General features: G+C 33.7%; 7 protein-coding genes. 3 read left to right on the plus strand and 4 right to left on the minus strand.

The features are described 5' to 3' along the window. Positions 1-56: 56 nt before the first annotated feature. From dcd to ACFSSE_RS14790, 3 genes are all read left to right on the plus strand, one after another. A complete protein-coding gene (dcd, locus tag ACFSSE_RS14780) occupies positions 57-593 on the plus strand; it encodes a dCTP deaminase (RefSeq protein ID WP_379048027.1) in 537 nt (178 codons plus the stop codon). A gap of 73 nt (positions 594-666) precedes the next feature. Next, positions 667-3366 (plus strand): carboxypeptidase-like regulatory domain-containing protein, encoded by a 2700-nt coding sequence (locus ACFSSE_RS14785; protein ID WP_379048030.1) that lies wholly within the window; start codon positions 667-669, stop codon positions 3364-3366. A gap of 10 nt (positions 3367-3376) precedes the next feature. Beyond that, positions 3377-4147 (plus strand): enoyl-CoA hydratase/isomerase family protein, encoded by a 771-nt coding sequence (locus ACFSSE_RS14790; RefSeq protein WP_379048033.1) that lies wholly within the window; start codon positions 3377-3379, stop codon positions 4145-4147. Between the two features lie 156 nt (positions 4148-4303). On the opposite strand, the gene ACFSSE_RS14795 is transcribed toward ACFSSE_RS14790, so the two are convergent. The 4 genes from ACFSSE_RS14795 to ACFSSE_RS14810 all read right to left on the minus strand — a co-directional run bounded on the left by ACFSSE_RS14795 (position 4304) and on the right by ACFSSE_RS14810 (position 13849). After that, on the minus strand, positions 4304-6412 hold the full coding sequence (locus ACFSSE_RS14795; protein WP_379048035.1) for a site-specific DNA-methyltransferase: 2109 nt from the start codon (positions 6410-6412) through the stop codon (positions 4304-4306). Positions 6413-6703: 291 nt separating this feature from the next. Beyond that, positions 6704-8167, minus strand: coding sequence for an ATP-binding protein (locus ACFSSE_RS14800; RefSeq protein ID WP_379048037.1), 1464 nt, complete (start codon positions 8165-8167; stop codon positions 6704-6706). Beyond that, the gene (locus tag ACFSSE_RS14805; protein WP_379048040.1) at positions 8164-10824 is read right to left on the minus strand and encodes a DEAD/DEAH box helicase; all 2661 of its coding nucleotides are present in this window, start codon (positions 10822-10824) and stop codon (positions 8164-8166) included. Before ACFSSE_RS14805 ends, ACFSSE_RS14800 begins: the two co-directional genes overlap by 4 nt. A 130-nt stretch (positions 10825-10954) precedes the next feature. Next, positions 10955-13849 (minus strand): DEAD/DEAH box helicase, encoded by a 2895-nt coding sequence (locus tag ACFSSE_RS14810; protein ID WP_379048043.1) that lies wholly within the window; start codon positions 13847-13849, stop codon positions 10955-10957. Positions 13850-13991: the final 142 nt, after the last annotated feature.

Here is a 13991-nt window from a genome sequence, read left to right on the forward strand (position 1 = left end):
TTGATGACAAAATTATTTTAAAATAATCATAATTTAGGCAAACGCAAAAATAAAACATGATACTTTCTGACCAACTGATATTAAAAGAGATTGAAGCAGGCTCCATTGTTATTGAACCTTTTAAAAGAGAATGCTTAGGCACAAATTCTTACGATGTACATTTAGGTAAACATTTAGCTTGTTATACCAACCGCGAACTTGACGCTAAAAAACACAACACCATTGAACATTTTGAAATTCCGAAAGACGGTTTTGTACTGCAACCCAATACTTTATACCTAGGTGTAACGTTAGAATACACAGAAACCCATAAACATGTTCCTTTTTTAGAAGGAAAATCTAGCACTGGGCGTTTAGGTATTGATATACATGCCACTGCCGGCAAAGGTGATGTTGGTTTTTGTAACACTTGGACTTTAGAAATATCGGCCACACAGCCTGTAAGAATTTATGCAGGTATGCCAATTGGGCAGCTCATTTATTTTGTTGTTGAAGGAGAAATAGAAACTATGTACAACACAAAAAACAATGCCAAGTACAACAACAAAACCACTAAACCTGTTGAAAGTATGATGTGGAAAAATCAGTTTTAAAATATTTAATGAAGCCTCAAATTAACGAGGCTTTATTTTTTAAACCTTTCTTGTGAAAAACAATCAAAACAAAATGAAATCAAAAATCTACCTTATTCTTGCATTATCACTATCAACTTTTGGCTTATTTAGTTTTACAGCTGATGATGATTCTTTAAAAAGTTTTTTAGAAAAAATACAGACTTACTTTAGGGCAAACGTTCAAGAAAAAGTTTATTTACACACGGATAAGCCTTTTTACGCTGTTGGAGATGACATTTGGTTTAAAGCTTATGTAGTAAATGCAGAAAATTTAACGCCTACGCCGAACAGTAATATTTTATATGTTGATTTAATAGATGGTAAAAATGCTATTAAAAAAACCATAAGATTACCCTTGGTTGCAGGTTTTGGTTGGGGTAATTTTGAATTGAAAGATTCTTTACAAGAAGGAAATTATAGGTTAAGAGCTTACACCACATGGATGCGTAATTTTGATCAAGACTTTTTTTACGATAAAACATTTAAAATTGGAAACGCTTGGACAAACCAACTGATAACAAAAGCAAATTATAGCTTTACTACTGATGGTGCTAAGGAAAATGTGAGTAGCACCATTAACTTTAGTAATATGGATGCTTTCCCGTATGCTAATAAAAATGTTAATTACAGTGTTATTTTAAATGATAAAGTAATTGAAAAAGGGAAAACTAAAACTAACGTAAAAGGCGACATTACTTTTGGCTTTAGCAATGACAAAGCTTTTTTAGGGCAAGACGGGATAATTGAAGCTAATATTGAAGTTACGGAAGGCACCATCATTACAAAAACAATTCCTATTAAAAGTACCTCTAATAATGTTGATGTTCAGTTTTTTCCAGAAAGTGGCAACTTAGTTAGCGAAGTAAGAACTAAAATAGCTTTTAAAGCTGTTGGCGCCGATGGTTTAGGTAAAAAAATTGAAGGTTATGTAAAAGATAATGAAGGACTTAAAGTAGCAATTATAACTACCAAACATTTAGGGATGGGTTTTTTTAACTTAATGTGTTCTCCAAATAAAACTTACGAAGCTGTTGTAAAATTTGAAGATGGTTCCGAAAAAACTTTTAAACTCCCAACTGCTCAAACAGAAGGTATAAATTTGTCTGTTTATAACATTAGTAATGATAGCTTATCACTTAAGGTTGCTAACAACAAATCCTTTTTAGATAAAAATGCGGATAAAGAATACACCGTAATTGCACAAAACCACGGAACGGTGTTTTACACAGCTAAATCAAAAATCAAAAGTTTAGCCTTTGCTGCAAAATTAGATAAATCGAGGTTTTTACCTGGTATAAACCAAATCACTTTGTTTAATGAAAACATGTTGCCGGTTGCGGAAAGACTGGTATTTATTGCCCCTAAAGATACTTTAGCTGTAAACATTAAGTCGGATAAAAGCACTTACACTACTAGGGGAAAAGTTAATTTAAACATTAACGCATTAGCGCCAAACGGTAAACCTGTAATTGGCTCTTTTTCTATTGCTGTTACAGATAATGATAAGGTAAAAATAGATAGTGATGAGGAAGAAAACATTTACACCAACCTATTGCTCACTTCTGATATTAAAGGTTTTGTAGAAAACCCCAACTATTACCTTACTAATATTAATGAAGAAAAAGAAATTGCTGCAGATGTGTTGATGCTTACCCAAGCTTGGCGCAGATTTAATTGGAAAAACTTAAGTACTCCTACAAATTATGTATTTAAACCAGAAAGAACTTTATCAATTAGCGGCCGCATAACCCAAGGAAAAGACAAACCAATTGAAGGAGGAACGGTAACCATATTTTCATCTGGCGGCAAATCTTTTTTATTACAAGCAAAAACAGATGCTCTGGGCGAGTTTAAAGTGGATAGTTTGTACTTTCCGGATAGCACAAAATTTGTAATACAAGCCAGAGGAAGCAATGGTAAAAAAAATGTGGAAATTGAAGTTTATAACAGCACTTTTCCATTGGTTACCAAAAACATCAATCAACCTAATTTAACGGTAAACATAAATGAGTCTATGATGGCTTATTTAAAAAACAGTAAAAGCCAATATGAAGAGTGGCTAAGAAGTGGTGCCGTAAATCGTTCTATTTTATTAGGCGAAGTTGTTGTTGTAGAAAAAAAGGCTGTGATAGAAAGTTCATCTAACCTTAACGGAGCCGGAAATGCTGATAGGGTTTTAACAGAAAAAGATTTAGAAAATTCTTTTTCTATTGAGCAAGCATTGCAAGGTAGGGTGGCTGGTTTAACTGTTATTAATGGGATTGCAACTATCAGAAATCAGCAGGCTCAAATTATTATGGATGGTATTTTTGTTGAACCTGATTTTCTAAATAGCATTCCAATTCAAGATGTGGAAAGTATTGAGATATTAAAAAACATAGGTTATACTGCAATTTACGGCAGCAGAGGGGGGGGCGGTGTTATCATTATTAACACAAAAAGAGGTAAGCCAGGTTATGTAAGTAATACTTGGGCACCTGGTATTTTAACTCATAACCCTTTAGGAATATTTAATCCAAAAGAATTTTATGTGCCAAACTATGAAGACCCTAAAATTAATACCTCTACTGCAGATTTAAGAACCACCATTTACTGGAACCCTAATATTATTACAGATTCTTTAGGCAACGCAAACGTAAGTTTCTTTAATGCTGATAATGTAGGAAATTATAAAGTTACGCTTGAAGGAATGGATTTAAATGGGCATATTGCTAAAAAAGTAATCAACTATAAAGTTACACCCCGTAATTAAAACTTAATATATGAACACCATCAAAGTAACCATACAAGATAAAATTGCAATTATTGCATTAGACAGAGGAAAATCTAATGCAATGAATGAAGTGATGATAGATGAGTTAAAAAAAATGTTTTCTAGTATAGCTCAGGATGATAACATTGGTGGTGTTGTACTTACAGGTAAAGAAGGTTTTTTTACTGCCGGTTTAGATTTAATTGAGCTTTACGATTATGACGAAAGTCAAATGAAAATATTTTGGACTAAGTTTTTAGACCTTGTTAAAACTATTACCAGTTTTAAAAAACCTTTAGTTGCTGCAATAAGCGGGCATAGCCCTGCTGGTGGTTGTGTTTTAGCAATTTGTGCAGATTATAGAATAATGGCCGAAGGCAAATTTATTATAGGCTTAAATGAAGTACCCGTTGGCATAATTGTACCAGACAGTATTTTTGAGCTTTATGCTTTCTGGATTGGCAAAGCTAACGCTTACCGTAATTTATTAGAAGGAAAGTTAATGGGTACAGAAGAAGCAAAAACCATTGGGTTAATTGATGCAACAGCCCCAATAGAATCTTTAATGACTGCTGCACTTAAACGAGTAAACTTATACATGCAGTTTGAACAAAATACTTGGCAACAAAGTAAACTTAACTTAAGAAAAGCCTTAATAGCAAAAGTTAGTGAAGACCAAACAGCTACTTTAGATACCATGTTAAAACAATGGTGGTCGCCAAGTACACGCTCTATTTTAAAAACTATTATAGAGAATTTGCAGGGGAAAAAGGTTTCCTAAATCTTAATTGTATTTTTATTCTTGTTTATTTTTTTTAGATAAATTTAAAGTAGCAATATTAATTAAATTGGAAAAAGAGATTTTGTCCCCTACGGGAAACGAAAACTAAAGTTTGAACAAGCAGATATTAATTAACATCCCAATACTAAGTTTCAACTATTCAATATTTACTTCTATTATTTTACTGGTATCAATACCTAAAATATCAACCACTTTAACCATCACTTTATATTTTCCTGCTGCTTTATATTGGTGAGCTACGCTTGTAAAATCAATTGATGGATTTTTTTTGGTGCGGAAACTTTGCCACTCGTTTTCAAACAGATAATTTCCTGTCCATTTTTCCTCTACAGAACCATCTTCGTTCTTAGTTTTAATAATTTCTTTACGGCTCAGGTAATCAAAATCAATTGCCCAATAATCTACCCAGTCAAACCAGTCTTTTGTAAGCACAGTGCGGGTGATGATTCCGTTTTTGTCTTTCTCTAATTTAAAAATTTGACCGTCTTCTATTACTACTTTACTGCCAGCCCTCATGCTTTGTTGTAATTCTTCAATATCGTCTTGGGTGTAATGCGTAACAAAGTCGGTAAGTTCAATAGTAATAGATTTGTCTTTTATCTTTTCGCGAGTATTTAAATAAGCAACGTCAAAAAATTTCACTTGTCCTTTTTCTACTGCTCGTTTATCAAAAACATCTTTAGGAATGTACTTTAAAGCAACAGAAACGCCTTTTTCTTTTAGTTCTTGAATAAACTGGGGTGTTAAACCCATTTCAAATTCAAAGCCTAATACATCAACTTGTGTATAAAGTTTGGTGCGGCATTCTTCAAAAATATCCATTAAAAGGCTTTGCGTTACGGGCACATCTAATGGGCCAACATTTACAAAACGCCCTGCTTTGCTACCGTGTAAAGTAGCATGATTGTCAATTCGCTTTGCCTTATAGGCTTCTAAAATTAAATCAACATATAAATCTTCTTTGGCTTTACGTTTTCCGTTTGTAAGGTCGTCCATAAAGAACTGTCGTTCGTATTTCCCGAGGTTGAGTAATTCAAATGCCCTAAAATCTTTTCCGCTTTCTTGTAACTCTCTTTGCACTCCAATTAAACGCTTTCTCGCTGTGTGAACAGAAAACCTTCCCAAATCTGTGGTTATCCATTTACGAGATAACTTTTCAGCAGCTGCTGCTGTAGTTCCACTTCCACAAAAAAAGTCAGCAATTAAATCCCCTTTATTGCTACTTGCTTTTATAATTCTTTCTAATAATTCTTCAGGCTTTTGTGTTTCATAGCCGACCCTTTCTGGGTGGTTACCTCTTAAAAATTGAATATCATCCCAAACATCATTCAAAGCACCGCCTTTATCAACGTATTCGTCTAGGTATTTTTTATAGGGTTCTATTCCATTTGCTTGACCTCTTGTCTCCCAAAACCACTCTTTACCATATTCATCTTTGTGTATTTTTCTACGAAGCATCTTAACTCTCTCTTCCTTATCCCATTTCTTAGTTACTGCGTTAAGTTTGGATTTAGATGATTTACCGAAATAATAAATTGTATCGTGTTTCGATTGAAACTTATTTTCAGAAATTCTTTCTCGACCAGGATAGAACCATATTATCTCGTTTCTGAAATTGTCTATACCAAAAATATCGTCTAACATCAATCTTAGGTAGTAGCTTACTCTCCAATCGCAATGAACATAAATGCTGCCATCTTCTGCTAAAAGTTTGTGCATTAGTTTTAATCGTTCATACATCATTGTTAAGTATGATGAAATCCCCTTTCCCCAAGTATCACGATATGCAATTTCTTCAATAATACTCTGCCTTTTTTCTGCTGTTTCACCTCCAATTTCAATTTCAAAGCCAAAATCAGAGCCCACTGCAAAGGGTGGGTCAATATAAATCAATTTAAGACCACCCTCTTTTTCAATTTCCTCTCTCATTGGGCCGTTTGCCAAAGATGAAAGAATGAGTTTATTATCGCCCCAGATGAGTTTGTTTGTCCAACCTTTTAATTGCCGGCCTCTAAAGTCGGTTTCAAACATACTGGTTTGTGCTTTGTCTTTTTCTTTACGCGGCTCATCAATATGTTCTATGCTATGGAAGGGCAAAGCAATATTGGTTATATCTTCTTTTCTGCCGTTCCAAAAAAGAAATACATCTTCTTCATCTGCAAAAAGTTTATAGATATATTCTTTGGGCAGTTTTTCGCCTGCTTTTATTAATTCAATAATTCTGTTTTTATCGGTATCGTTCATTTGTTTCTTTGTTAATTTCAATTTCCGAAAGCCAATCAAGCAAAAAACAACTGATTATCAGTATTTTATGTGTTTTTTCCGAAACTCAGTCAAGCAAAAATTCTAGTTTTTAAGTGGTGCTAACATTTGCCTCAAATTTATTAAATTGTTGGAATTTTTAATGCTTGTTAAAAACACCTATATCATTTTCCGAAAGCCAGTCAAGCAAAAAACAACTGATTATCAGTGTTTTATGTGTTTTTTCCGAAACTCAGTCAAGCAAGATTAAATTCTATTTTCGGTATTTCTAGCTTAAGCCCAATAAGGTACGTATTCATTAAACTTTGTTGATGTATTATCGGGGTCTTTATACTTAATGCGTCCAAAATCTAAAGCCTGTTTAATCAACCTTGATATTTGAGAGCTTTGCTTGTCATGCATTCCAAATCTTTGCCTTAAAGATGCGTTGGTTAAGCCCGTACTGCCAAAATATTGGATAACAGAATGTTGATAGGCGGCTTCTAATCTTTCTTTCTCAGTCATATCGGCAAAAGACCGAGGCGCATACATGGTTACTTTAAAAGAACTTTCTGTTTCTTGAAACCTAAGCGGCGGCAAGCCATAAAGTTCTATGGCGGTTAATGCTTTTTCAAAGCCCGAGCCTCGTTCTTCACAAATATTATATCTTCTAAAAGAGGCCGCTAAAAGTTCGTTTCTAGATTCGGGAGTGGTTCTTACCAGTCTATCTATATTTTTATTGGGTAATAGTTTACCTGGGTTAGAAATTTCTATTCTATCGCTAAATATTTCTATCATTGGGCCAGAACCTCGAATAGTAAAATCTTGATGAACAAGGGCGTTGGCTACCAATTCGCGTAAAGCAATTTCTGGATAAATAACAGTTTCTCTACGTAGGGCGTTTTTTATTACTTCGCTTCCTGGTAAAATACTTTTTATAAACTGTATCAACCCTTCAAAGCCAATACCATAACCTTTGGTGCCAGGAAATTCTTTACTCGCACCTACTTTGGTATTACCTTCGTATTTTATTAATCTAATTGCTTTACGGGCCAAACCATCAAAATCATTCAAATTATTTGCCGCAGCCAAAGCACCTAAATTGGTAACATAAAAACCGTCGTCTTCTATTTGCACTACCATTTTTTCTTCTTGCAGCCATTGGGTAATTTCGGTAATTTGCGTGGGCACAGGTTTATTTAACAATTTATAAATGGTGGCGTAATCTAAAGTGGTAATTAACTCTAAAGTAGTTTTTAATTTAGAGGCATGTAATTCTTCAAAAACGGGAGTCTTACTGTTTAGCATTAAACCACCAATTTCTTGCCTAGAGGCCTTACGTGTAGAACAGCCACTTCTTAGGTAACTTTCTTCTATAGTTTTACCAGCAATATAAACGGGTTTAACAGCACTTTCTTTGATATGAATAAGTAACAAATTTTTATCTTGAAAAAGCACAGTAGTATGGTCTATAATTACAACTGGTTCTACATTGTTTCTGGCAAGGTTTGCTAACTTTTCAATAATTTTAGAAACATCTGTTGCGTTAATTCCTAAAGGTTTACCTGTTTTATCATCAACGCCAAAAACCAAATAGCCACCGCCCGGTTGGTTTGCAAATGCACTTAAATGCCTTATAATTTTATCGTTATTAGGTGATAAAGATTCTTTCCAATCTAACTCGTTTAACTCTTGCGGGATATGCCCACCAAGGCTATGTTCTAAATATTGTTTTGCTTTATTAATCCAAGGCTTCATTTTACTTCAAATATAGCACATACATCAATAAATGATTTTATATCTTTTTTCACATCATCCCATTTTTCTTGTTTAATATACACTGGTTTGTAAGTGTATTCTTTTTGTACAGTGTTTATGTCTTTGCACCAAGTAGCAAGGCGTTGTATTTTGCGTATATCGTCTAAATCTTCACGCCCTTTTGTTTCTATAATAAAAAATGTGTTAGATGATGTTTTAACAAAAAAATCAGGAAAAAACGAAGCTATATTTCCATTTTCTTTTTGATATTCAATGCTAAAGTTTACGCCACCTTCGCCAAAGGTGTTTTTAGCAAATGAAACTACATCATTAAACCTGCTTTCGCAAAAACCGGCAAATTCCAATTCAAAAGGATTATCGCCAATAATTATATTGAAAACAGATTTTTTTGGAACAAGGTAAGATTGGTTTTCTGCCACCTTTGGTTTGGTAAGTTTCAATGAAGTAAAGTTTTTCATTTCGGCAGTTCCTTTGTCGGAAATGGTTAATTCATCAATGGCTTTTTTGAAAGTTGTTTTCAGAATTTCTTTTAGATTAATTTCTGAAAGATTTCTCATTGTTTGTGGGTCGCTTAGTTCCACTTCCCCAGTAAAGAGTTGGTATTTGATAAAGCTTTCCACTTTTGGGTAAAGGATATTGAAGCCACTTACCAAACGGCTATCTTTTAAAATGGCAGATGTAAAAAAGCCAATAACATTTCTGTAATCTGGTTTTGTGTCTTTGAAAACTGTTTTGTGCGAAAAATCTCCGTCAATGTTATTAAAAACAATTTCCTTCAATTCATCGCTGTTGAACTTTTTCTGTATTACTTTTTCGTTTTTGAATGTGCTAACATCAATTAACTCCAAGTTTTTAAACTCTCTGTAAATTCTTGGGCTCATTTGCGGTATTGGAATATCTAAAGCATCTAAATCTTTGTTTGGATTTTCTTTATCTACTTCTACAATTACCGGCGATTTGCCTTTAGAACCTTTACCCATTGGGCTGTATTGAAATTCTACTCCCTCTGTTTTAAGGCTTTCTACAAATTCTAAAAATGCTGGAGTACCAACCACAACCAATTTTTCGGGCATATCTAGTGAAAACATTTTTCGTAAACCTCTACCGATGGTTTGTTCTGGAAGTATTTTAGAATCAGCACCAAATGGACGTAACCCAACTATGGTGGTTACATTTCTAACATCCCACCCTTCTCGCAACATTAAAACCGAAACAACTGCTTTATATGGCGAATGGTCTTTGTCTATTTCATCTGCTGCTTTTCTTAATAGCTCCAATGCTTCTTTATCCTTTTTGCTTGATGTTGCTTCTTTTATTTCGCCCGAATTGTTGGTGTGAATGGTTAGCACTGAATTTTTCATTGAAGGATAATTGCTTTCCAAAAACGCAGCCGCTTGGTCTGCTTCTTTGGTGCTCATTGTCATAATAAATAGAATAGGTGTTTTATGATTTTTAAGTTCTTCATATTGCTGTTCCCATTCTAAATAGCCCAAATGGATGTAATCTCGGTAGCGTTCTACAAAGTCAGAAGAATCTTTTTCTTGAATTTTTTGTCTTGATGCTTCGTCTGGCAATACTGGCGACTTTACAACATTTTGCTTGATAGCTTCAACCAAAGGATAATCGCAAATTGTTTGAACGAAAATAGCACCGTTGTTATGTTTAGGCGTAGCGGAATAGTCTGCTTGCAGACTTATTCCGTTACCGTTTTTCAATTTTAATTTGTTGCTAATGTCCTCAATGTTTTTAAACCAAGCCAAAGAACTATCGTGTATATGATGAGCCTCGTCGTTCAATATAACTAAATCTTTAATCTTGTCGCTTCGCATTACTTTACCAACGTCTAATCCTTTTGAAGTGTCTGCATTGGGTTTGGGTTTAACACCTAAAAATGTTGTCTCAAAATTTTGCTCAGGCTCTTCATTAAAAAAAACACGGTGTATGTTAGTTAAGAAAATATTTCCAGATTCTGTTATTGGTTTTAAGTCGTCTTGAATATGAAGTGTTAATTGAAAATCGTTTTTCCAGTCTCTGTCGTCATAGCCATTGTCAGGAAAAAATGGTTCATCAAAAAACATTTTCAGCCCGTCAAAATCCTTGCGCAAACGGTTTAATACAATGATGTTAGGAGCAATTACTAAAAAGTCTTTCGAAAGTGTACTGTCTGCCTCGTAGAGTTTATGAAAGTAAGACCAAACCAAAGTTAAACCCATTACTTTAGTTTTACCCGCACCAGTCGCCATTTTAATTACATAACGAGTCCAGTTTTCGTAAAACATACCAGTGCTTACCCGTTGCGAAGAGTCAAACCGCATCAATTCATATTTGTCTTTTGCCTTTGCTACTTCATACAAGTAAATAATTGATTCAATGGCTTCACGTTGCGAAAAAAAAAAGCTGAACTTTGCTTGCCCGATAAGGTGTTCCTGATTAAACCAAAAATTCAATAATGATGTTGAAGTTTCAGAAGCACCTTGATAGTCTTCGTCTCTCCATTTGGCAACAGCAAGCCTAATTTTATAAACCAAAGGTGGCAACAACTTGTCATAAGCATTTTGAAATGCGTCCATTTGACTTTGTGACGGTGCCCACCTTTCATTTGGTGATAATATTTTAAACGGGTCTGAAAAGTTCATTTAATTATTTTCTTTCGATTCAAAATTAAAATTTATGTAGTTGCATTATAATATATACCCCAGTACAGTCTGTTCTGCAATGATCAAAACAATCTATTTTATATCTAATATCAGTTAATAATTGAGCTTATTAAGCCAAAATCTCTTTAATATCAGCTTCAGACAAAGATTTTATAAAACTATCTTCCGTAGTAATTAAGCTTTTGGCTACACGCATTTTTTTGTTTTGTAATGCTAAAATTTTCTCTTCAACACTGTCTTTTGTGATAAACTTATAGATAAAAACATTTTTAGTTTGCCCAATACGGTGGGTTCTATCAATGGCTTGTTGCTCTACTGCGGGATTCCACCAGGGGTCTAAAATAAAAACATAGTCAGCTTCGGTAAGGTTTAAACCAACACCACCGGCTTTTAAAGAGATCAAGAAAATTTGAATATGGTCTTCGCTTTTAAACTCTTCAACAACCTGTCCGCGGTTTTGGGTGCTGCCGTCTAAGTAAGAATAGTTAATGTTGTTTTTATCAAAATGCTTCCGGTAAATATCTAATTGTTTTACAAACTGAGAAAAAATTAAAACCTTATGCCCAGCCTCAACCACGCTATTTAATTTGTGAATTACATCTTCAAATTTGCCAGAATCACCAGTATAATCTGTATCAACCATATAAGGATGGTTGGCAATTTGTCTTAATTTGGTTAAACCTTGCAACATCTGTATCGGCGATTTACGGTAATCTCCCGTTTCAATAGATTTTAGCAGTTCGTTACGATATTCGGATTTTGTTTTTTCGTAAATATCTAACTGCTCCTCGCTCATTTCGCAATAAACCAAGTTTTCTGTTTTTGGCGGAAGTTCTGTTGCTACTTGTTCTTTGGTTCGGCGCATTACAAATGGCTTAATTAAAACCTGCAATTTGTGCGCTATGTCTTCGTCCTTTTTCTTTTCTATGGGTTGTACAAAATCTTTTTGAAAAAAAGTTTGACTGCCCAATAAACCAGGATTTATGAAAGACATTTGCGTCCATAAATCGTTAACTGTGTTTTCTACAGGTGTACCAGAAAGTATTAATTTGTGCTTAGATTTTAAGGCTTTAACCGCTTTAAAAGATTTTGAAGATGGGTTTTTAATGTTTTGACTTTCATCTAAAATAATATAATGAAAAAACATTTGGCTCATTAAGTCAGTATCAACACGGGTGATGCCGTAAGTTGTAATTACTACATCGTACTTACTAAAAATTGCAATATTCTTATCTCTAAAAGTACCGGTATGTGTATAAATTTTTAGTTTTGGTGTAAACTTTTTTGCCTCATTAATCCAATTATAAATCAAAGAAGTAGGCATTACAATTAAAGAAGTAGTGTGTATGCCTTGTTCTTCCTGCTCTTCTTTGCATTTTTGTAATAATGCCAATGTTTGTATGGTTTTGCCCAAACCCATATCATCTGCCAAACAACCGCCAAAACTGTATTTCTGTAAAAAGTGAAACCAATCATAACCAGCTTTTTGGTAAGGGCGTAAAAGTCCTTTAAAATGAATAGGAGCAGCAACTTCATCAATATGTGCAAAGTCCGAAAGTTTTTGCAGCTTTCTATCCATAGTAATGGTTGCCAAATCGCTATTTGCAAAATCGTAAACTAATCCAACATGCAGCTTTTTAAGCCTTAATTGGTCATCACCTTCAGAAAAACTGAGCAAATTGCCGTATTGCGAAAACCATTTTTCGGGAATAATTGCAATCTCACCGTTAGGCAAAGTAAACTCTCTTTTTTTATTTAGGATATGATTTTTAAGCTGTATAAAAGGAATTTTGAATTGCCCAAATTGTACAATGGCTTCAATATCAAACCAGTCGTTTTTTTCGTTAATTTCTAAATCTATTTTGCTACTACCAATCACATATTTTTTTGCACTACTGTCAGATTCAAAAACAAAACCTTTTTCAATCAACTCATCGTGATGTTCACTAATAAAATCAAATACAGATAAAGATCTATCTGTATCATCTGGTAAATGAGCAACTTCTAAGTGCACAAACAAATTGCTTTGGGTGTGTAAACCCATTTCAATTAATTCTTCTAATTTCTTTTTCTCCCAATTTAAAGAACGTTTTATACGGTGGAAGATATAATTATCATCCTCTTTTTCCATACGTACGGTAACTGCCAAATCATTTCCGCCAGCAAAAGAATAATTACCGTATTTAAAGAAAAGCTGAATTTCTGAAATACCACCGCTTACATAAACCACTTTTAAAATAGGTTGCGCCTCATGCTTTTCGGTATTTATGGTAAAACCTTCGGCATAAACATGGTATTTTTCTATTAATGGCGCAACAAATTTTGTAAAGTAAGTATGTTCAGATGATTTCGGGATAGATATAAAACGCTTATTTAAAAAGGGTTGTAGCTTTTTGCCTTCTAAATCTTGTTCAAAATTATACAGTGTTTCATCTAATAATAAATAGGCAGGTTGGTTAATAATAACTTGCGCATCTTTAAACATAAACTCAATCCTGTTATTAAGATATTTTATGGTAGGGAAATACCTGGTTTCTGTTTCGTTACGTCTAAAATGGAACAAAACAGTGGCGGGTTCTTCAGCAAAATAAATGCGTTTTTCTACCGGCCAACCTTCTTTACTCATTACATAAAGCTCTTTGTTTTTTAGCAATTTCAAAACTTCGGATAGTTTTTTCTCTATTTTAGGTCTAATAAAATCGTAAGATTTATCATCCCAAATTTTTGCAAAAAACTCTGTTGCCCTAACTGTTTTTTTAAACTGTTTTTTAATAACATAATCTTGCTCAACCTCTTCGCAAAGCTTAATTAATTTATTGTCAGCAGCATCAAACCAAGCACTAAACTCACAAGCGGTACTGGTAAACAAACGTTGGTGAGTGAGAGAAAAATCCCCATCTAAATTTAACTGAACAATATGAGGTTCAATTAAAAAGCCAAAATATTCATGCTTAGCCAATGAATAAACCAGTTTACATGGTTTATCTGCTTCAACTCTTAACATCTTTAGAAAAAAATTTAACGAAGGTATTGATAGAAAAAATTTAAAAATAAGTATTGATATTGGAATTATGAAGTAAAAAGTGAAATAAAATATGTAGCGTTTTAAATTACCTTAATAGCGTTTTTTTATAAAAAGTTAGGTT

Origin of the sequence: Pedobacter alpinus (genome assembly GCF_042684645.1) — a bacterium.
GTDB classification, from domain to species: Bacteria; Bacteroidota; Bacteroidia; order Sphingobacteriales; family Sphingobacteriaceae; genus Pseudopedobacter; species Pseudopedobacter alpinus.

Coding starts and splice junctions, on each gene's coding strand:
- ACFSSE_RS14790 (WP_379048033.1), top strand. CDS start 3,377: ATGAACACCATCAAAGTAACCATACAAGATAAAATTGCAATTATTGCA.
- ACFSSE_RS14785 (WP_379048030.1), top strand. CDS start 667: ATGAAATCAAAAATCTACCTTATTCTTGCATTATCACTATCAACTTTT.
- dcd (WP_379048027.1), top strand. CDS start 57: ATGATACTTTCTGACCAACTGATATTAAAAGAGATTGAAGCAGGCTCC.
- ACFSSE_RS14810 (WP_379048043.1), bottom strand. CDS start 13,849: ATGTTAAGAGTTGAAGCAGATAAACCATGTAAACTGGTTTATTCATTG.
- ACFSSE_RS14805 (WP_379048040.1), bottom strand. CDS start 10,824: ATGAACTTTTCAGACCCGTTTAAAATATTATCACCAAATGAAAGGTGG.
- ACFSSE_RS14795 (WP_379048035.1), bottom strand. CDS start 6,412: ATGAACGATACCGATAAAAACAGAATTATTGAATTAATAAAAGCAGGC.
- ACFSSE_RS14800 (WP_379048037.1), bottom strand. CDS start 8,167: ATGAAGCCTTGGATTAATAAAGCAAAACAATATTTAGAACATAGCCTT.